This window comes from Desulfomicrobium escambiense DSM 10707 (genome assembly GCF_000428825.1).
Taxonomy (GTDB): domain Bacteria; phylum Desulfobacterota; class Desulfovibrionia; order Desulfovibrionales; family Desulfomicrobiaceae; genus Desulfomicrobium; species Desulfomicrobium escambiense.
This window is the reverse complement of the sequence record NZ_AUAR01000017.1, coordinates 37,403-58,112: the sequence shown is the minus strand read 5'-3', so window position 1 is coordinate 58,112 and position 20,710 is coordinate 37,403. Positions and strand designations below refer to the sequence as shown.

Below are 20,710 nucleotides of genomic sequence, written 5' to 3'. Positions count from 1 at the left end.
AACATGTTTCGCAATGCCAATTTCTACATCATGATCATCGGCGAATCAGGGCTGTTTGCCCTGGCTCTGGTTATCGCCTTCCTGCTGCGTTTCGAATTCGACATCCCCCCGGATTTCTTCCGCCAGATGCTGAGTCTCCTGCCTCTGGCCGTGGCCTTCAAACTCGCTTTCTTTCTCCTGACCGGCCTGTATCGCGGCATGTGGCGCTACACCGGCCTGTCGGACCTGTGGCGGATCGCACGGGCCGTGTTCATGGCCGAGGTGGCGCTCATTATCTGGGTCGTCTTCGCGTCCCACTTCCAGGGCTACCCGCGGTCGGTCTTCATTCTGGACCCTCTGCTGGCGTTCGTCTTCGCCTGCGGGGCGCGGGTTTTCATCCGCTCGGTGTACGAATTTTCTTTCCGGCCCAGGGCCGTGTTCTCGGCCCTGCTGCCGGGGATGCTGTGCGCTCCGGCGCCCGGCGTGCGAGCCCTGATCGTCGGGGCCGATGACGTGGGGGCGAGGATCGCAAAGGAGATTCTGGAGGTCCGGGATTCCGGCCTGAGCTTGGTCGGTTTTGTGGACAGCGATCCGTCTTGCATCGGGCGCCGCATCCACGGTCTTCCCGTGTTCGGTCCCCTGGAGGAGCTGGGCCGGATGATCGGGATGATCCGGGCCGAAGAGGTGCTGGTCAGCGCAGCCCAGAGCGGGGACAACCTGCGACGGGTCATGGAGGCATGCGAGGCCGCGCAGGTTCGCATCAAAAAGCTGCCCGCCCTGGCTGACATCGCCAGCGGCAAGGTTTCGGTCAAGGCCCTGCGCGACGTGCGCTACGAGGACCTGCTGGGCCGCGAGGAAGTGCACCTCGATGAAGTTGGGATCAAGGGGTACCTTGCGGACAAGGTGGTGCTGGTGACGGGTGCCGGGGGTTCCATCGGATCGGAGCTGTGTCGCCAGATCATCCGCTTCGGCCCCCGGAAGCTCGTGCTCTTCGATGCTGGGGAAGAGAACCTGTATTCCATCGAAATGGAACTCGTGCACCAACGGGGCTTCGCGAGTTACGTGCCCGTCCTCGGGCAGGTGCAGGACGTGCCCCTGGTGGAGACCGTGTTCCGCACGCACCAGCCGCACGTGGTCTTCCATGCAGCGGCCTACAAGCACGTGCCCATGCTGGAGCTCAACCCCTGGCAGGCCGTGACGAACAACATCGTCGGCTCGCGCACCGTCATGGAGGCTTCGGTCCGGCACGGGGTGGAGCGCTTCGTGCTCGTGTCCACGGACAAGGCCGTACGGCCGACAAATGTCATGGGGGCGTCCAAGCGCGTGGCCGAACTCATGATGCACGGTTTCGCGGGCGGCAGGACATTGTTCATGGCCGTGCGCTTCGGCAACGTGCTGGGCTCGTCGGGCTCGGTCATCCCTCTTTTCCGCGACCAGATCGAACGCGGCGGTCCGGTCACGGTCACCCATCCCGAAGTGACCCGCTACTTCATGACCATCCCCGAGGCGGCCCAGCTCATCGTGCAGGCAGGAGCTCAGGGCCGGGGAGGGGAAATTTTCGTGCTGAAGATGGGCAAGCCCGTGCGAATCGCGGATCTGGCCCGAGATTTGATTGTGCTCTCGGGCAAGGATCCGGCGGAGATCAAGATCAGGTTTACAGGTCTGCGGCCGGGCGAGAAGCTTTACGAGGAACTGATTACGGCGGGTGAGGATGTGCTTGAGACTGGGCATGAGAAAATCATGGTGCTGCGATCAGATAGGGCAACGGTTGATATTGACGCAACATTGTCATCCCTACTGGAGGCTGTACGGTGTTTTGAAGTCGAGGCTGTCAGACGGGGGCTTGAAGCGTTGGTGCCTGAATATGTTCCGGCCAAAGATGCACGGGTTCACAGTTTGTGAGTGGGGTGCGTGCTTGGTCAAAAGCGCCGTTTGCTGATATGGGTCGGTGTTTTCGGCCGGCTGGAAAGATTCGCGTCAGACGGCAGGCTCTGTCGGGTGACGCAACGCTGGTTTGTCATACCGAAATGCCGGTTGACCTAAGAAGAAAGGGGTGATTAAGGCTCGGCCTGATTATGAATATGCTCAAGTCGCCAAATACGGTTGTCTACCGAGGCAAAATTGACCGCTTGGCCCGAGAATCGTTGAACAGGCATCCCGCAAAGGTGTTTTGGTTTACGGGGCTCTCGGGATCCGGGAAGTCCACGCTCGCCCATGCGGTTGAAGAGGAACTGTATCGGAGTGGGATGCGTACATATGTTTTCGACGGTGATAATGTCCGTCACGGCCTCTGTGGAGACTTGAGTTTTTCGCCAGAGGCACGGGCCGAGAATTTGCGGCGCATCGCTGAGATGGTCAAACTTTTCCTCGACGCCGGGATTCTGTGCCTGACCGCGTTCATTTCACCCTTGGAAAGGGACCGACAAAAGGTGCGGGAGATTGTCGGCGAGAGGGATTTTTTCGAGATTTACGTGAAGTGCCCCGTGGAGGTCTGTGAAGAGCGGGACGTAAAGGGCTTGTACAAGTTGGCCAGGGCCGGAAAGATTCAGAATTACACTGGAGTTTCAGCGCCTTATGAAGAGCCTTTAAGCCCATCGCTGGTTGTGGAAACTGATTCCTGCACGGTCCAGGGGTGTGTTGACCGGATTGTGTCCTTCGTCATGGAGCAACTGGAGCCAGAGCATGTTTCCCGCTGATTTGCGAGTCTGTCTCGACGCGGCCATTGAGGCGGCTGTGACGGCAGGCCGGGCCATCATGGATGTGTATGCCGCATCGGCGTACGGTGTGGAACTGAAGAGTGACAACTCCCCCCTGACCGAAGCGGATCGTGCGGCGCATTCTGTGATTATGAACATTCTGGAGCAGACCCCGTACTCGGTTCTCAGCGAAGAGGGGCGAAGCATTCCATACACTGAGCGGCGCGGCTGGAATCCGCTTTGGATCGTGGATCCTCTTGATGGAACGAAAGAGTTCATCAAGCGAAACGGGGAATTTACCGTCAACATTGCGTTGATCCACGATCACGAGCCCGTTTGTGGAGTAGTTTTTGCGCCTGTGGCGAGAGAATTGTTCTTCGCAGCGGCGGGAGTCGGGTCCTTTCGGGTGGATAATCCCTCCTCGACAGCCCACGGCGAGCTATGCCGGAAGGGATTGCGTTTGCCCTTGGCCGGCCGCGGTGAGGATGCTTTGGTCATCATGGGCTCTCGTTCGCACTCTTCGCCGGAGTTTGCCGCTTTTGTTGAAAAGGTACGGGAAGAGCGCGGCAAGGTGGAGATCGTACCGGCAGGGAGTTCGCTCAAGATATGCCGAGTCGCTGAAGGTGCCGCGGACATGTATCCGCGGCTCGGTCCGACCATGGAGTGGGATATCGCGGCCGGACACGCCATCGTAAAATTCGCCGGAAAAAAAATTACGTCTTGGAAAACAGGGGATGAGCTTCGCTACAACAAGGAAGATCTTCTCAACCCCTGGTTTCTTGTGCAGTGAAATGTGTGCGGATCGACGCGATGAACGTTTTGGATGGATTGCTTTGTTGCATTGACCGTGAGGAGCTTTAGTCTGTGAATATCGAACGCAAGGGCATCATACTCGCCGGCGGGTCCGGGACCCGGCTCTACCCCTTGACCAAAGGGGTCAGCAAGCAGCTCATGCCGGTATATGACAAGCCCATGATCTACTACCCGCTCAGCACCCTCATGCTGGCGGGAATCAGGGATATCCTGGTCATTTCCACGCCCTTGGACCTACCGTTTTTCGAACGCCTTCTAGGCGATGGGAACCAGTGGGGTATTCGGCTCTCGTATGCTGAGCAGCCGTCTCCTGATGGTTTGGCCCAGGCTTTCATCATTGGTGAAAATTTTCTGGATGGTGCTCCCTCGGCCCTAGTGCTCGGGGACAACATCTTTTTTGGCCACACGCTGTCGGAAAAGCTGCGCCGGGCCGCGGCCAGGGAAAGCGGGGCGACGGTTTTCGGTTATCACGTATCCGATCCGCGGGCATACGGCGTGGCGGGCTTCGACGCGAACGGAAACATGACGTCGCTGGAAGAGAAGCCTGAAAAGCCCAAGTCAAACTATGCCGTGACCGGCTTGTATTTTTACGACAGTTCCGTGGTGGACATCGCAAAGTCCATAACGCCGTCGGCCCGGGGCGAGTTGGAAATCACGGATGTGAACCGATGCTACCTTGAATCCGGCGCCCTTTGCCTGGAGAAATTGGGCCGGGGTAGCGCGTGGCTCGATACCGGCACCCATGACAACCTGCTAGAAGCTTCCCTGTTCGTTCAGACCATCGAGAAGCGCCAGGGACTTAAAATCGCCTGTCCGGAAGAAATCGCCTACCGTCAGGGCTTCATTGATGCTTCGCAACTTAGGCGACTCGGCGAGGAGCAGAAAAAGAGCGGTTACGGCGTCTATCTTCTGAAAATTTTGTCCGGCGGGGAGTAGACGGTGCGCTTCATCAAAACGGAAATCCCCGATGTCGTGATCATCGAGCCGCGTGTCTTTGGCGACGAGCGCGGGTTTTTCATGGAAACTTGGCAACGTAAGACCTTTGCCGAGAATGGGATCGATTTTGATTTCGTGCAAGACAATCACAGCCTGTCCGGCAGGGGGATTTTGCGCGGCCTGCACTACCAGATCCGTCAGCCCCAAGGTAAACTGGTGCGCGTTGCAGAGGGCGAAGTGTTCGACGTGGCCGTCGATATCCGCAGCGGCTCGAAGTGGTTCGGCAAATGGGTCGGGGTGCGGCTTTCGGCCGAGAACAAGCGTATGCTCTGGGTGCCGCCGGGCTTTGCGCACGGCTTTTGCGTACTCAGCGACCGGGCCGCTTTCATGTACAAGTGTACGGACTTCTATGCGCCCGAACATGAGCGCTCCATTGTCTGGAACGATCCGGACCTGAATATCCTCTGGCCCCTGGATTGCGAGCCAGTGCTCTCCGGCAAGGATCTGCAGGGCGCTCGCTTGGTCGAGGCTGAGGTGTTTCCGGATGGGTTCTCCTTCCGGCGCACAGCGATGGAGATGAGACAATGAGCCGGCTATTGGTCACCGGAGGAGCAGGGTTTATCGGCTCCAATTTCGCCCGCTACTGGCGGGCGAAATATCCTGATGATATGGTAATTGTTTTGGATGCGCTGACGTATGCGGGCAATCGCGCCAATATTGCTGATCTGGAAGATTCGGACAAGTTTCTGTTTGTGCATGGCAATATCCTTGACCAGACGCTGGTTGAAGAACTGCTCCGCAAGCACGAGATCGACACGCTGGTCCATTTCGCCGCCGAGTCACACGTGGACCGCTCCATCCTCGGGCCGGATGCCTTTATCGAAACGAACATCGTCGGCACTCACAGCCTGCTGAAGGCCGCCCGCCGGGTCTGGCTGGAGGAGTGGGAAGGGAAAAGAACCGTTCGTTTTCACCACGTTTCCACTGACGAGGTCTATGGCACTCTGGGGCCGGATGACCCGGCCTTCACGGAGACAACGCCCTACGCGCCAAACTCCCCCTATGCAGCGAGCAAGGCCGCTTCGGATCATCTGGTTCGGGCCTACATGGAAACGTATGGTCTGCCGGTGACCATCAGCAACTGCTCGAACAATTACGGGCCATATCACTTCCCCGAGAAGCTCATCCCTCTGGTCATCACCAATATCCTGGATGACCGGCCGTTGCCTGTGTACGGCGACGGCTTGCAGATACGCGACTGGCTGTATGTGGAAGACCATTGCCGTGGCATCGATTTGATCCTCAAGTCAGACAAGGTTGGCGAGTGTTTCAATATCGGCGGCGACAACGAGTGGGCCAATATCGATATTGTCAGACTAATCTGCGGGTTGATGAATCAAGCCATGCAAGATGAAGGCAATCGGAAAGCTTTTCCCAAAGCCGAGTCTGCACTGAAAGGAAAGGCCGAGAATTTGATTACCTTTGTCACCGACCGGCCCGGGCATGATCGGCGATACGCCATAGACGCAACTAAAACGAAAATGATCCTGGGCTTCACCACCAAGGAAAGCTTTGCCACGGGAATACGCAAGGCGATTCAGTGGTATTTGGAAAACGAAACGTGGTGGCGCGATGTGCAAACCGGCGAATATCGTCAATGGATCGCCCAACAGTACGACCTGTGAGCGGTTAATTTTGAAAGGACACGGTTTTTGATGCGCAATTTTTCAGTTTCCCCTTATGAGATGATTGTCAGTCTGTGGCGTAATCGCTCACTGGTCATGGCATTAACCAAGCGCGAAGTCGTGGGGCGTTATCGCGGATCATTTCTTGGTATCTTTTGGTCTTTTTTTCATCCTTTGTTCATGCTGGCCGTGTACACCTTTGTCTTTAGCGTAGTTTTCAAGGCTCGCTGGGGTGACGGAACAGGCACTAAGACCGAGTTTGCCTTGGTTCTATTCGCAGGATTGATCGTGTTTAACCTTTTTGCCGAATGTTTCGGTCGAGCTCCGGGTCTTATCTTGTCCAATGTCAACTACGTGAAGAAGGTGATTTTCCCCTTGGAAATTTTACCATGGGTGGCTCTTTGCGCAGCCTTGTTCCATACCGCGATCAGTGTATTTGTGTGGATTGGAGCGTATTGTTTGCTTTATGGTTTGCCGCATCTCACGGTTTTGTATCTGCCTCTGATATTGCTCCCCCTGTGCTTTTTCATCATGGGTGTATCTTGGGCCCTGACCTCTTTGGGAGTATATTTGCGAGATGTATCCCAGATCGTAGGGTTGCTGACTACGGTCTTGATGTTTTTATCGCCTATTTTTTACCCGATCACCGCGCTACCAGAGGCGTACCGTTATATATTGCTGTTAAACCCGCTGATGCCTGCCATTGAGCAGACTAGGGCTGTTCTTTTTTGGGGAGATTCGCCTGATTGGCTACTGCTTGTCGGATATTACTCGGCGACGCTCTGCGTGGCTTGGTTGGGGTTCGCTTGGTTCCAGAAAACGCGTCAGGGGTTTGCTGATGTCCTCTGATATAGCCATTAAAGTTGACCACCTGAGCAAATGTTACCAAATTTACGACAAGCCTCGTGATCGTTTAATGCAGATGCTTATGCGGGGACGAAGACAGTATTATCGCGAGTTTTGGGCGCTCAAGGATGTGTCGTTTGAGGTACGCAAAGGCGAATGCGTAGGTATTGTAGGTCGTAACGGCAGTGGAAAATCCACTTTGCTTCAGTTGATCTGCGGAACGCTCCGTCCAACATGTGGACATGTCATTACAAGCGGTCGAATCGCTGCACTGCTGGAGTTGGGGAGTGGCTTCAGTCCAGAATTTAGCGGACGTGAAAACGTGTATCTAAACGGTTGCGTCTTAGGTCTTAGCCGCGCGGAAATTGATGCGCGTTTCGACACGATTGCCGATTTTGCTGATATTGGCGCTTTTATGGATCAGCCTGTCAAAAGCTATTCGAGTGGTATGGTTGTGCGCCTCGCTTTTGCGGTTGCCATCAACGTGGACCCCCTAATACTGGTGGTAGATGAGGCGCTGTCGGTGGGAGACGAACTTTTTCAACGGAAGTGCTTTTCCCGTATTGAGGCGATCCGAAGGACGGGCGCAACGGTTCTGTTTGTGTCCCATTCGGGAGTGACTGTCGTTGACCTTTGCGACCGGGCGATTCTGCTTGATGGGGGCGATCTCCTAACCGTCGGACGGCCAAAACGGGTGGTGGGTAGCTATCAGAAACTCCTTTACGCCCCAGCCCAAAAGCGGGAGGCAATTCGTGCTTCAATCGCAGGCGCCCGTTTTGAAGATGAGGGTGCAGCTTTTGTGGCAGACCCCTTCGGGGGAATCCTTGGCGAGTCGGTTGCATGTGGTGGCTCAGAGGAGATCTTTGACTCGGGCTTCATCCCTCAAAGTACGATGGTTTTTGAGTCTCGTGGTGCGCACATTGGTGACGCTCGTATCTTCACTCTGGACGGACGCCAAGTAAATGGGCTCATCAGGGGGCGCCGTTACTGTTTTCGTTACGACGTGCGTTTCGAACGTGCTGTTACAAATGTTCGTTTCTCGATGTTGATCAAGACAGGTACCGGCATGCCTCTTGGCGGGGGACTGTCGGCGGCGTCCCAAGACGAAGGGTTGTCGGTAGTGGAGGCTGGGGAAGGCTTTGAAGTTGATTATTTCTTCAACTGCCATCTGAACCCGGGGGTTTATTTTGTCAATTCCGGCGTGTTCGGCTGTGACGGTTCCAACGAAGAAGTTGTATTGCATAGAAAGGCGGACGTTCTTGCGTTTAGGGTATTGCCGGTTCCCGGCAGTCGTGCGACGGAAATTGTGGATTTCGGCTTCGAGTGCAGTTGGAGTGTAAATGGATAAAATTTTCGACAGGTTACTCATATCTTGCCCCAACGGTGGTGGGTTTTTCTTACTTCACGGAGGGAAACTGAGGAAGATTGATTCCCTCCATTGCACTGGGCTTGATGTGGTAGGGGCTTCAGTGCTCCGTGGGTTGCAACCCAGAGCCGTAGCTCTGAGCGGTGATAATACTTGGGAGGTGGCGAGCGAACAGGTCCTTTTCGACGATATTCACGATGTGCTTTTAGCCGGGGAATCCTGCTACATCGTTGGTACGATGGGCAATGAGGTGATTCGTCTTGATTCTCAGGGTCGCGAAATTCAGCGTTGGACTTTTTCTGAGTCAGATGATTCTTGGCACATTAACTGTCTAGCCCAGTGGCATGGTACCGTTGTCTATTCTGCTTTCGGAGAATTTGCCTCCACGCGGGGCTACAAAATGGCGACAGAAGGAGCGGGATTTGTTCGCGAGTTGACTGGGGGACGGACGCTCATTGAGGGCCTGTCCCAACCCCACAGCTTGGTGCCGGACGGGGAGCGACTGCTGCTCGCCAATTCTGAACAGAAGGAAATCCGTGAATATGATTCGGAAATGCGCCTTCTGCGCAGAGTTGTGCTGAGCGGCTACACTCGCGGTATATGCGTCGGCCAGGATTTGCTTTATGTGGGCTTGAGTTGCTCTCGGAACATCGAAGATAGCGGTTTGAACTCCGCTACTGTGGTTGCCCTGGATCGTTCCACATGGGAGGAACGCGGACGAATCGAACTGCCGGTCCGCGAGATCTACGGGATCAAGCAGGTTGCCGATACTGACACCCTTGTGCATGCCCTCGGAGGCTTGACCGAATGCACTGTGTCGCGCCTGACAGCTACTATTGACACTCAAGTTGCTTGCAACTCGAAATGGATGAACTGTCTCCGCAGTGTGGTTCCCAAAGTCAGCGTGATCACTGTCAATTTCAACGGGCTGGCGTTTCTCCCCGGCCTGATTGACAGCCTTCTTGTGCAGAGCCTTCCCCCGGCTGAGATCATTGTCGTCGACAACGCGTCCACGGATGGTTCCGCAGATTTTCTGCGCCAAGCGTATCCTTTTGTGAAGGTGGTCCGTAGCGAAAGAAACCTCGGCTTTGCGGGTGGCAACAACCTTGGCGTCCAAGCAGCCTCATCGTCCCTACTGGCGTTGATCAATAACGATACTGTTGTCGACCCTGATTGGCTTGAACTTCTAGTGGGTACATGGGTAAGCCGAACGGCAGACGGCGATTCGGTAGGTGCTGTTTCGCCCAAGATTCGTTTCTTTAACCGTTTTCTGTCTTTTCGTTTACGCTGCCAGGTGTTCACACCAGAGGGGGGCGATACTCGAGCCCTCGGGGCTGCAATCGAGTTTTCCAGTACGCACATTTGCGGCGTCGGTTACATAAAGCCCCTGGCAGTTAGTGGTTTTTATGATGAAGAGAAATGGTCCAGTGGGCGTGTTGTGCGCTGGACATGTGGTGATGCCGAACTAATGCTTCCGGTGAATGAGGACGCTGTAGACACACCCTTGCGCTTGTACATTGTGGCAAGCGTGACGGGACGGCGCGAGGAGGTGGAATTGGAGGTGGAGTGCGAGGGTGTGCCTCTAGGATCTTGCCGCCTTACAGAACATTTTGCCAGATTTGAAATTGATATTCCGACGGATCTCCGGAGTGCTGCAGCATGGGTCATCAACAATGCCGGCAGTCAACTCGACGAATACGGAACTGCTGCCGATATAGGCATTAACCAGCCTGACAGGGGGCAATTCGATGGGGTTAGGGACTGCGAAGCATTTTGCGGCTGCAGTGTTCTGATGCCGCGCCATGTCTTTCTGAAGCTAGGTGGTTTTGATCCGCGATTTTTCATGTATTATGAAGATACCGACCTGTCCTGGCGAATGCGTAAGAACGGGTTGAAGATTGCGTTCCAGCCATTTTCGGTGGTGCGTCACATACATGCGGGTAGCAGCGGCGAGTGGTCTCCAAGTTTCCGCTACCATGTAACTAGGAACTACCGTTTGAACGGTCTGAAAAACGCCGAAGGGTCGACATTATTCGTTCTGCTGGCCCGGCTTGTATATGCATTCCTGAGGCGTGCTATGCAGGGCAAGTGTCGCAACTTGCGTCACACTCCGACTGGGCCACTAGAAGACATGGAACCTTCACGAATTGAATTCGTTGCGCTGCTAGACGTGATCAGTATGACTCCGGGCATCCTGCTGCGACGTTTCAATTCGCTTTTTGGAAATAGGTAAGCGCAATGAAAATCGGTGTGTATAATAGATATTGGAACACTTTTGGAGGTGGGGAAAAGCATATTGGTGCTGTCGTCGAAGTTCTGTCTCGCGATCATGAAGTTGAGCTCATCTCTGTGGGGCCGGTGGACTGGGAACAAGTTGAATCTCGCCTCAGGCTCGACCTCTCCCGCTGCACGAAGAAAGAGTGGCCCGGCGATTCTTGTGCGCAGCTCTCCCTTTTTTCATCCGACTATGAGCTTTTCATCAACAGCACCTATGGTTCGTCGATGATGCCCCGTTCGAGGCTTTCGGCTTACATGTGTTTCTTTCCGCATCGCGTTGACAGATTAACGACTATGCGCATGCGCACCTCTACGTGGCTTCGGGGGTTACTTTCTAGGAATCTGTTCATCTGTCAGAGTTATCATGCCCCGGAAGAGGGAACGATAGTGCCTGTGTGTGGCGTCTTTCCGGTGGAAGGCGATGGTAGGTCGTGGCTCAGCGTGAAATCCGTACTTGCCATATCAGGTTGCCACTCCAAGGGGCTACGAATTCCCTTATGGCCTGGCAGCTACAACGGCATTCGGAGCATTCGAGTAGATGGTCAGGAGGTGCGCTGGCACGTAACGCAGGGTGTGCTTCATGTTGATGTCCATGATGCAGACTTCAAAAAAAGGCTGATATTCATCGACAGTGAACCCATCGCCGCCCGTGATATTCCAGAATCTATAGAAACTAGGCGGCTGGGAGCCTGTGTGGATACCCGGCGCCTAAATTGGGTTGAGGACTTCTGGCTGCAAGGATGGAACCCTGGCTGGCGCGAGTCTCTCCGCCGTTACGATCTGGTCATTTCAAACTCTAGTTTTACTTCCAACTGGATCAAAAAGCGGTGGCAATTGCCGTCAGTGGAGTTGCCGCCGCCTATCGACACCGCAACTTTTTCATTCCCCTGTGTGGAGAAGGAGAAAATCATTCTGTCTGTTGGCCGCTTCTTTTTCGGTGGCCACAATAAGAAGCACACGGAAATGGCCCTGGCCTTTATCCGGATGCGCCGCGAGGGCGTGATTCCCGACGGTTGGCGTCTTGTGATGGTCGGCTCGCGGCACCGTGATCATCCGAAGCACATTGCTTATTTTAGGAATCTTGAAGAAATATGCCGGGACCATGAAGAAATAGAAATCCGACCCGACCTACCGTATTCGGAATTGTTGGATTACTATCGCTGTGCGTCCATTTATTGGCACGCTGCAGGGTGGGGCGAACGAGTGGCTCTGCATCCGGAGCGCTTCGAGCATTTCGGTATCACCACCTGCGAGGCGATGGCGAGCGGTTGTGTCCCAGTAGTTTACGACGCGGGGGGCCAGCGGGAAATCGTTTTCAGTGAGGAGGTGGGTTTTCACTACTCAAGTTATGAAACTTTGGTGCCGCGCATGGAAGCCTTGACCCGGGCCGATCCCGAATCGTTGCGCCGGATCGCGGCCAAGGCTAGGGAGTCGATCGGGCGCTTTTCTCTTGAGAATTTTCCCGATAGAGTTCGAGATGTGTTTCGTGGTATATGCTATTGAAAATTCGAAACAATAAGGACGTTCTGGGCGTTAGACAGGGTCCAGTTCGCGTTGTCCATAGTCATCCTACTGCTCGGAGCTTCCGTGGGAACATTGCGTTTTTTATTGGCGATAGCCGTCGTGTTGCAGCATGTTGGGCAAATCGGCCCTTTCCAGTTTGTCGACGCGGGGGTGGCTGTTTTTTCGTTCTTTATAATTTCAGGATTTTACATGTCGCTGGTCCTAAATACGAAGTACGTCGGCCCAGGGTCGGTCCCTACATTTTATATCAACCGCTACGTGAGGCTCTGGCCGACTTACGCCATTTCGCTGGTTTTTATGTTTATCGCCATGTGGAAAATTAATTCCTTGCCTGGCTTGGTTTCGACGCTCAAGTTATTTCCAGGCGAGTGGACCTTCGCCGTGCTTTTTTCAAATCTGAGTCTCGTTGGGCTTGACCTCTTTACCCACATCAGCCTCGGTCCAGAAGGCGTCGCTTTTGCCGAGGCGGGTCGTAGTCAAGTCCATAATGGTAATACATTCATATTTAACATGCCTGCTTGGACTATCTGGATCGAAATGATGTTCTATCTGGTGGCACCCTTTGTGGTCCGCAGCTTCCGGGCTACGTTGTTGTTCATGATGGTGGGCGTAGGGTTTGCATTGTCCTTGCGTGTTCTGCCTCAAGAATTGATCGGACAATATCGCTACGATCTCTACTACCCTTATTTCCTGCCATTCTTCGGTATTGGCGCGCTGGTGTTTTGGTTTTCCCGTACGGAGTTGCCGGCCTCGGCTGTTGCCTATTTTTTCATGCTGTTGGGCACGTTGGCATTTCTGGCTGCTCCTCTTCATTACGGGAGTTCGTTCTACCTCGTTCTTGCACTGGCAATTCCGAAACTTTTCGAACTTACGAAGAACATCCGGTTGGACAAATTCGTGGGTGACCTGTCCTACCCCGTCTATATTCTTCACTGGCCCGTTCACTCTCTCGTGGCTCCTTACGATTTTCTGCCGTCCAAACCTGTCCAGACGCTGCTGGCCACGCTTGGTCTCGGAATTATTGTTGTCGTGCTGGTGGAGCGCCCCATTGCACGAATTCGGGAGCGCTGGACGGTGCGAAAAATTCAAAGAATAATGTGACGGGATTTCAGTGAGTAGATCAAACAAATTTCGTTCGCTGTTCATCGAGGCAGCTCTGGCGAGTTCGGCAGTTTTGTTGCTGGTCCTTTTTTTAGTCGGTCGACCGGCTGCTTCGCTCCTCCCACTTTGGGGCAACCCCTACGAGGTGAGTAACGCTGCTATTTGCTTTGCGATTGCACTGATTGTCACGTTGTTGGTTCTATGGGGAGGGCGGCGTTGGCACGCAGTCACCGCTGTGATTCTCGCTCTGATGCTGATGGCCGGCCTCGCTGCGACGACGTGTGCACTTCTTGCAAGTCTAGCTGCGGTAGCCCTTGGTTATCAGGTGACAGGGAGCCGCGCGCTACCGAAATTGGCGCGGTCGAACTTAGGGCGCTTCGTGTTAGCCTTCTGGGTAGGCAAAGCGGTCTACTTGCTAGTGCTGGCAGTGCTGAGTTTTTTTCCGGTAAATAGCCGTTTCCTGCATGGCGTAGTGCCGGTACTGTTGATCATGGCTTCGCCGGGTGGGCTTCGTGAGGCGTGGCGAGTGGTCGGTAGCTTTCTTCACGACGTCCCAAAGCGTTCAAGACGCAGCCGCGACTGGGTCGTTCCAAGCTTCTTTTTCATGCTTTCCCTGCTGCTCCTTATTCTCGCCACAGTGCATCCCGGTTTTGATGGCGACGCGATGACCATGCACATGCGGGTCGCCCGCGAGATGTTGAATAAAGGTTTCTGGGCTTATGACGTTACGGAGTACGTTTTCGCCGTCATGCCACTTGCGCCGCAACTGAACTTCAGTGCAATGTTCGTGGTGGGCGGCATCGAGGCCGTGAAGGCGGAACTCGTCTTGGAATTCCTGATGGTGTTGGCCTTGGTGGCAACGGGGGGGGGCTTCCGAGCTCGGCCGGCAGGGTTGGCTCTGGCGGCCGTGTTTTGTTTTATGCCGCTCTTCGTGCGGGAGATCGCAGGCCTTTTCGTCGAGGTGCCCCTATGTGGTTTCATACTGGCCTCGGCCGTCTTACTCGCCTCAGGGCTGCGCCACAAATCTGCCGAGATATCAATGCTGGCTGGTGTTTGCGCTGCCGGGGCCATCTCCACCAAGCCCTTCGGCTTGCTGCTTCCGCCCGTAGTACTATTTGTTTTAGTTATCAATAGGCGTGAATTGCTGTCGTCCTCTGAAAAACCCCGATTATTATTACAGTTACTGCTGGCAATCGCCCTTGCCGTGTTTTTTTACGCTGTGGCGTGGATCAAAACGGGGAATCCCTTCTTCCCGTTCTTCAATGGTGTGTTCAAGTCTCAGTATTGGGACCCGATCAATTTTCTTGACAGGCGGTGGATTGGGGACGTGAATTGGGATTTGGCTTGGAGGATGACTTTCGAGTCTTCTCGCTACGAGGAGTCGAGTGATGGTTCGATGGGCTTGGTTTTGATGTTTCTGATTGTTTGTGCAGGCAGCCTGCGGGCCCTTTCGCGAAGCAATTTTTTCGCTGTGGTTCCACTCTGTGTTGGGGTGCTCTATCTCGTGGGCGTGGGTATGCAGGTTCAGTACCTGCGCTATTTGTTGCCCGGTTTTTTGCTCATTTCTGTCAGCCTTGCTTTTTATCTGCAAATTTACGTACGTCGTCTCAACGGGTTCCTCTGGTTTGTGACTTTGAGCGCCCTCCTCGCGGCAAACGTTATCGGTCTTCCGTCAAGCAGGTTCAGAAATGGGTTGATGCACATTCCGGTCAAGAATATGTTCGTGCCGGGCAAGTTCCGTGGGGTACTGTCCGCCAACTTCAGCGAGGAATCGATTGACGGGCATCGTTATCTGGGAGCTCTTCTCGCCGCCTCGGAGAGAAGGATCCCCACTGTGTTGATGCTCGGCTGTCCCTATGGTGCCCATTTCAACGGTAGGACGATCTACACAACTTGGCATAACTATTCATGGAAAAGTCGAGAGTCGCAACTTCTGAATTTCCAAAATTTCGAACAGTATTTGCGGGCCACTGGCGTGACTCACCTGGTCACGGACGGGTGCATGGCGTCAGACCAGAGGATTGTGCTACTTCCATTTATCAAAGAGCACTATCCTCGTATTGCGGAGTGGGAGGGTGTCGAACTGTACGAGGTGACCAAATAAGGGAGTGGATGGTTAGGAAATGGCCGGTGGCGGGTTGCCCACTTCAGTAAAGGTAGTCACCCCGTTGCACCGGAAAATGTAGTAATTCATAAAAAAAGCTACGTCAGGCTCAGACCTGCACGGGCTGTGCTTAGGGCCAAATCTGTGTGTTTGCATACGTCTGATCTTCCGTTCTGCCTTGCCATGTTAGCGGCCTTTGGACTTGAAGCGAATGATCCACGTCAGATTTTTGACCTTGCGCTGGTAGCTACGCCGAGGTTTGACGTCTGCTAGCTTGGCCAGGATGCGGCAACGCACCAAGATCTTGGTTGGTAGTTTGATGCCCGTGGGGAAGGTGATGTTCTTTTCCTGCACGGTGAAGTCTGCTAACATTTCCGCGTCATTGGCTTAGTAGCCATGGGGGCTTCGAAAATTATGCGTGCGTGTCTTCGCCGATCCGGCGCTGAAAATGGGTCAGTTCGGACGGGTTGCACAGCAGTTCCTGTAGCCTTCCCGTAAAACCGGGCCATTGAAAAATAGAGATTTCTGGTAAAGATTGCCTCACGGAGGGCAAGATGAAGAAATCTCGGTTTTCGGAGAGCCAGATCATTCGGATTTTGAAAGAGGCTGATGGCGGTCGCAAGGTTGCCGATATTTGCCGTGAACACGGCGTGAGCCAGGCAACCTACTACCAATGGAAGGCCAAGTTCGGTGGCATGGAAGCCTCGGATATCCGCAGGCTCAAAGAGCTTGAAGAAGAGAACAGCAAGCTCAAGCGCATGTTCGCCGATCTCAGCCTCGAAAACGAGGCCTTGAAGGACGTCATCGCAAAAAAGCTCTGAGGCCAGCCGAGAAGCGCGATTTAGCGGATTTCTTGCACAGTGAGCATGGCCTTAGTGAACGGCAGGCAAGCGCTGCGCAGGGTCTTAGCCGGACAGTGTACCGGTATGAGCCCAAACCGAGAGATGATTCGCCGATCATTGAAGCGCTTCTGGGACTGGCCGACCGGTATCCTCGTTACGGTTTCGGCAAGCTGTTCGCAGTATTGCGCAGACACGGTTTTCGCTGGAACCATAAACGCGTCTATCGGGTATATTGTCTTTTGAAGATGAATCTCCGGCGTAAAGGGAAAAAACGCCTGCCCTCGCGAAACCCGCAACCACTGGCGGTTCCGCCGTGCGCGAATGTCTGCTGGTCCATTGACTTCATGCATGACGCACTGGCCAGCGGTCAAAGGTTTAGGACTTTCAACGTGCTGGACGACTTCAGCCGTGAGTGTTTGGCGATCGAAGTCGACACGAATCTGCCAGCGGCAAGGGTATTGCGGGTTTTGGATCGGATAGTGGCTTGGCGCGGGCTTCCTTTGAGAATGGACAATGGGCCGGAGCTGATTTCCGTGCTGCTGGCCGACTGGGCTGAGAAGAACGGCGTGGCATTGGAGTTCATCCAGCCAGGCAAGCCAACACAGAATTCGTACATTGAACGGTTCAACAAGACCTACAGGGAAGAGGTCCTAGACTTCTACCTGTTCAAGTCCCTCACGGAAGTGAAAGAAATTACGGAGAATTGGCTGAGGCAGTACAACGAGGAGCGGCCCCACGAGTCTCTTGGCGATTTGACCCCGGCAGAGTTCCTCATGAAAAATTCACCCAAGGAAGTCTCTACTTTTGGATGGCACTAACTTGGGGAGGTTTACATTCCCAAGTGAACCGCTGCTGACCGCAGAAGGCTTGGGAGTAGTGGCTTTGGACCCAGATCTCGACGACGCGTGCATAGTTCAGTTTTCAAGTTGCTCTAAGATGAGAAGGCTAACCATCAATCGGACGGGCTTGGTTGGGCGACAGGTTGCAGCATAGCGCGGCCGAAAGCTAACCTCGAAAATTTGCCGAGGTGGCCTTGGTCAACCCCCGAAGGATGTTTCAAGGATCGAGCTAATCGATCAAGTCTGGGCAGAGAAAGTTGCGCTGATGGCCCTTTTATTGGGTTGCATCGTTGGAGACCTTGGAGTGATTTCGGCCAAAAAAATGCTTTTTTACGGTACGCTGGTTATATAAAATACATCATTTTTGATAAAATTTTGCTTTATTTTAAAACATGAACCTGTTTTGCAAGGCATCTAATATAACGGTGTGAATGATGATAGTTAACGAAAAACCAAAAATTGCAGTAGTAATCCCTTGTTATAATGTCAGGAAGCATATTCTTGATGTTGTAGCTGCGATCGGTCCTGAGGTATTTCGTATTTACGTAGTTGATGATTGTTGTCCATATGGCTCCGGTAGTTTCTTAAAAGAGAATACTCATGATGAGCGTGTTGTAGTAATACGCCACGATCGCAATCGAGGTGTTGGCGCAGCCGTGATGACTGGATATCAAGCAGCTATCGATGAGCGTATGGAAGTCATAGTTAAAATTGACGGCGACGGACAGATGGACCCATCGCTTATTGCTGAATTCGTTCTGCCCATAATTGAAAAAGAAGCTGACTATACTAAGGGGAATAGGTTTTTTAATCTGGAATCTGTCAAGTCGATGCCGAAAATCCGCCTGTTTGGAAATGCCATACTTTCATTTATGACAAAGCTTTCGTCTGGTTATTGGAATTTATTTGATCCAACAAATGGTTATACTGCGATTCATGCTGATGTTGCCAAACATCTCCCTTTTAGTAAAATCAGTAAACGTTACTTTTTTGAAACAGATATGTTGTTCAGGCTGAATACACTTCGTGCCGTTGTACTTGATGTTCCCATGGTAGCTAAATATGCCGACGAAGTTAGTGGGTTAAAAATTTCAAAAATTGCTGCTGAATTCATGGTTAAGCATCTTAAAAATTTCTTAAAGCGCTTGTTTTATAATTATTACCTTCGTGACCTTTCGTTGGCTTCAATTGAATTACCGATTGGGCTTGTTCTCTTAACTTTTGGAGCTATATTTGGAGGTTATCACTGGATTAATTCGGCGAGTGCTAACTCAGTTACTTCGTCAGGGACTGTGATGCTGGCTGCTTTGCCCGTCCTGATGGGGATACAATTTATCCTTGCATTTTTAGGGCATGACATATCGTCCGTCCCAACGCGTCCTATTTCCCGAAGTCTGCAGGTTCGCGCATTGTGCCACAAGATGGATGATGACTGTATGTTGAAGGGAAAATAAAAATGAATTTGTCGCAAACAATATTGATACTCTTTACTGTGCTATCATTGTCTCTAGGGCAAATATTATTTAAACTCGCAGCAGAAAAAATTAATTTCTCACTTGCGGGTATTTTAAGTCTGTTTAATATTAATTTGCTAGTTGCTCTGCTTGTATATTTTTTTGCAACAGGGATGTGGCTTTTTGTACTTAAGCAGATTCCATTGCGCATCGCTTATCCATATGCGGCATTGGCGTTCATTTTTGTGCCTTTGTTAGGTCATTTTATAATTGGTGAAAAAATATATTGGAATACTTTTGTTGGTGCATCATTAATATTAGTTGGTGTTTTGATTTCATCTTTGAAGTAAAAGGGGTCTTTGTGTGAATAATATGTGCCCAGTTTGTGGTGAGTTAATAAGTGCCGGTCAGGCATCGTATCACCTATTGTGTAAAAATTGTAAATATGAAAAGTCTCGTTTCAAGCCAGCAATAAACAGTATTGAGGCGCATAAGCGTGTTGATGAGATTTTAAGAGAGAAGGCATTGTGCGAACTTAGGCAGAGAAATTTTAGAGCTTTGGTTAATAAGCTTAAAGAGCTACAGGCAAATAAACGTGCTCGCCTGCTGGATGTTGGCGCTGGTCATGGTTGGTTTCTTGATGCCGCAAGTCGTGATTTTGACGTAATGGGTGTGGAGCCAGATGAGCGAGTTTTTGCTGCCGCAAAATCTCAAGGAAGGTCAATTCGATTTGGCTATTTTCCTGAAGCGCTTTTCGAGGATGAAAAATTTAACATCATTGTTTTCAATGACGTTATTGAGCATGTGTCAGATATAAAAATGGTACTTGCTGCTTGTCATGATCGATTAAATACGGGCGGGCTGCTCCTGCTTAACTTGCCTAGTAGTCGGGGAATATTTTACCGTGTTGCTAAATTTCTTCATCGAATGGGATTTAAATTGTATTTTGATCGGCTATGGCAGAGGGATATGCCTTCTCCGCACATACATTATTTTAATTCGGATAATTTGAACCGTATTGTCAGTCGTTTCGGATTTGCAGAAATCTGTCGTGGATCCCTTCCAAGTCTTCGTTTTAAAGGTCTTTTTACGCGTATTTCATATGTTGGGAGTTATAATTTTGTAACGAGTTGTGCATTATATTGTATTATCGTAGTGATGTTGCCTTTTCTTAAATTATTTCCTAGTGATATAATATATTCTATATATAAAAAAAAATAAAGTGTTAGCTTATGTATGGAGTTAACAAAAATATAATATTTCTATGGAAAATTAATATTGTAATTTTTTTGTTTTAATATTACTTTTATATTATAATTTGGTTGTCAGCTTATGTCTCAAATGGCGTTGCTTTTGGCGACTTATAATGGTTCTCTGTACTTGGGCGGTCTTCTTGATTCAGTTTTGTCTCAGACACTTTCTCCAATAATCATTGCCCGTGATGATGGTTCTAGCGATAATACTCCGCGAATTCTCGCCTCTCGTGCAGATCAATTGCTTCTCTTGAGTGATCGTTTGGGAAACGTCGGGATATTAGAAAATTTCAACATTCTCGCACAAACAACCGACGCTGCTTACGTGGCCTTTGCAGATCAAGATGACATCTGGGAGTCTGACAAGCTTGCCGTCCAAATGGAACTCATGGTCCGGATGGAGAAGCAGTATGGCTCTGATATGCCTATTCTCATCCATAGTGATTTATCCGTTTGTGATTCACATCTACGCCTTGTTGATGCCTCTCTATGGAAGTATCAACGTCTTAATCCTCATGTTCAGAGTTTTCGTCGTCTTCTTGTGCAAAATAATGTCACCGGGTGTGCAATGCTTATCAACAAGGCGCTTAAAGATTTGGCTTTTCCTGTGCCCCAAGCTGCAGTTATGCATGATTGGTGGCTCGCGCTTGTGGCATCAGCTGTTGGAAAAATTGGGTTCGTATCACGTCCGTTGGTTCGTTACAGGCAGCACGATGCAAATCAACTAGGAGCTGTCCGCAGCGATTTGAAAGGTGCCATAAAAAGATTGAATAATACGAATCCTCAAAGTTCTTTGTGCGCAGCCCAACGACAGGCGCAGGCATTTTGCGAGTGTTTCAACACGAGACAAGATATGGTGGACGCTCTTAAGCTGGCAGATATTTATGCGAAAATCCATGAAAAATCTTATGCTCAGAGGTTATTATCGCTTTATAAATATGGGTTTTGGAAGCAAGATCTGTTAAGAAATATCGGCCTCTTGCTTTACATTTAAA

Annotated in this window: 17 protein-coding genes and 2 pseudogenes; 17 read left to right on the top strand and 2 right to left on the bottom strand. The window is 51.8% G+C overall.

Going from position 1 to position 20,710, the window contains the following annotated elements:
• Positions 1-3: 3 nt before the first annotated feature.
• From G394_RS0113500 to G394_RS0113445, 12 genes are all read left to right on the top strand, one after another.
• Positions 4-1,881, top strand: coding sequence for a nucleoside-diphosphate sugar epimerase/dehydratase (locus G394_RS0113500; RefSeq protein ID WP_043775942.1), 1,878 nt, complete (start codon positions 4-6; stop codon positions 1,879-1,881).
• Between the two features lie 173 nt (positions 1,882-2,054).
• The gene (cysC, locus tag G394_RS0113495) at positions 2,055-2,675 is read left to right on the top strand and encodes an adenylyl-sulfate kinase (RefSeq protein ID WP_156902617.1); all 621 of its coding nucleotides are present in this window, start codon (positions 2,055-2,057) and stop codon (positions 2,673-2,675) included.
• On the top strand, positions 2,662-3,465 hold the full coding sequence (gene cysQ, locus G394_RS0113490) for a 3'(2'),5'-bisphosphate nucleotidase CysQ (protein WP_051307192.1): 804 nt from the start codon (positions 2,662-2,664) through the stop codon (positions 3,463-3,465). Before cysC ends, cysQ begins: the two co-directional genes overlap by 14 nt.
• Positions 3,466-3,545: 80 nt before the next feature.
• A complete protein-coding gene (gene rfbA / locus G394_RS0113485) occupies positions 3,546-4,424 on the top strand; it encodes a glucose-1-phosphate thymidylyltransferase RfbA (protein WP_211226287.1) in 879 nt (292 codons plus the stop codon).
• Between the two features lie 3 nt (positions 4,425-4,427).
• A complete protein-coding gene (gene rfbC, locus G394_RS19225) occupies positions 4,428-5,012 on the top strand; it encodes a dTDP-4-dehydrorhamnose 3,5-epimerase (protein ID WP_051307191.1) in 585 nt (194 codons plus the stop codon).
• Complete coding sequence (gene rfbB / locus G394_RS0113475; RefSeq protein WP_028578106.1) at positions 5,009-6,109, top strand: dTDP-glucose 4,6-dehydratase; 1,101 nt, start codon at positions 5,009-5,011, stop codon at positions 6,107-6,109. The genes rfbC and rfbB overlap by 4 nt, the downstream gene beginning before the upstream one ends.
• 30 nt (positions 6,110-6,139) lie before the next feature.
• Complete coding sequence (locus tag G394_RS0113470) at positions 6,140-6,958, top strand: ABC transporter permease (RefSeq protein ID WP_028578105.1); 819 nt, start codon at positions 6,140-6,142, stop codon at positions 6,956-6,958.
• On the top strand, positions 6,948-8,303 hold the full coding sequence (locus tag G394_RS0113465; RefSeq protein ID WP_028578104.1) for an ABC transporter ATP-binding protein: 1,356 nt from the start codon (positions 6,948-6,950) through the stop codon (positions 8,301-8,303). Before G394_RS0113470 ends, G394_RS0113465 begins: the two co-directional genes overlap by 11 nt.
• Positions 8,296-10,554, top strand: a complete 2,259-nt coding sequence (locus tag G394_RS0113460; protein ID WP_028578103.1) for a glycosyltransferase — start codon at positions 8,296-8,298, stop codon at positions 10,552-10,554. Before G394_RS0113465 ends, G394_RS0113460 begins: the two co-directional genes overlap by 8 nt.
• A gap of 5 nt (positions 10,555-10,559) precedes the next feature.
• Entirely contained in the window at positions 10,560-12,101 is a 1,542-nt protein-coding gene (locus tag G394_RS0113455; RefSeq protein WP_028578102.1) for a glycosyltransferase, read from the top strand.
• An 84-nt stretch (positions 12,102-12,185) separates the two neighbouring features.
• Positions 12,186-13,223 (top strand): acyltransferase family protein, encoded by a 1,038-nt coding sequence (locus G394_RS0113450; protein WP_169725566.1) that lies wholly within the window; start codon positions 12,186-12,188, stop codon positions 13,221-13,223.
• 10 nt (positions 13,224-13,233) lie between these two features.
• Positions 13,234-15,327: a hypothetical protein gene (locus tag G394_RS0113445; RefSeq protein WP_211226283.1), complete on the top strand. Its 2,094-nt coding sequence runs from the start codon at positions 13,234-13,236 to the stop codon at positions 15,325-15,327.
• A 189-nt stretch (positions 15,328-15,516) separates the two neighbouring features.
• Here G394_RS0113445 and G394_RS21650 read toward each other — a convergent pair.
• Positions 15,517-15,808 (bottom strand): annotated as a pseudogene (locus tag G394_RS21650) (IS5/IS1182 family transposase); the annotation flags it as partial.
• A gap of 73 nt (positions 15,809-15,881) precedes the next feature.
• On the opposite strand from G394_RS21650, the gene G394_RS0113430 reads away from it, so the two are divergent.
• Positions 15,882-16,987 (top strand): IS3 family transposase gene (locus G394_RS0113430; RefSeq protein ID WP_156902615.1). Its coding sequence is split into 2 segments (ribosomal slippage): positions 15,882-16,134 and positions 16,134-16,987, totalling 1,107 coding nucleotides; the frame shifts between segments, so codons are not numbered across the junction.
• Here the strand turns inward: G394_RS0113430 and G394_RS21645 are convergent.
• Positions 16,971-17,296: pseudogene (locus G394_RS21645) on the bottom strand (transposase); the annotation flags it as partial. The gene G394_RS0113430 and the pseudogene G394_RS21645 overlap by 17 nt on opposite strands.
• A gap of 146 nt (positions 17,297-17,442) precedes the next feature.
• Here G394_RS21645 and G394_RS20850 point away from each other — a divergent pair.
• The 4 genes from G394_RS20850 (at position 17,443) to G394_RS20835 (ending at position 20,709) form a co-directional block, all read left to right on the top strand.
• Positions 17,443-18,462, top strand: a complete 1,020-nt coding sequence (locus tag G394_RS20850) for a glycosyltransferase family 2 protein (protein WP_084435668.1) — start codon at positions 17,443-17,445, stop codon at positions 18,460-18,462.
• Between the two features lie 2 nt (positions 18,463-18,464).
• Positions 18,465-18,812, top strand: a complete 348-nt coding sequence (locus G394_RS20845) for an EamA family transporter (RefSeq protein WP_084435647.1) — start codon at positions 18,465-18,467, stop codon at positions 18,810-18,812.
• A 22-nt stretch (positions 18,813-18,834) separates the two neighbouring features.
• Positions 18,835-19,683: a class I SAM-dependent methyltransferase gene (locus G394_RS20840; protein WP_084435645.1), complete on the top strand. Its 849-nt coding sequence runs from the start codon at positions 18,835-18,837 to the stop codon at positions 19,681-19,683.
• Between the two features lie 111 nt (positions 19,684-19,794).
• The gene (locus G394_RS20835) at positions 19,795-20,709 is read left to right on the top strand and encodes a glycosyltransferase family 2 protein (protein WP_084435643.1); all 915 of its coding nucleotides are present in this window, start codon (positions 19,795-19,797) and stop codon (positions 20,707-20,709) included.
• Position 20,710: the final 1 nt, after the last annotated feature.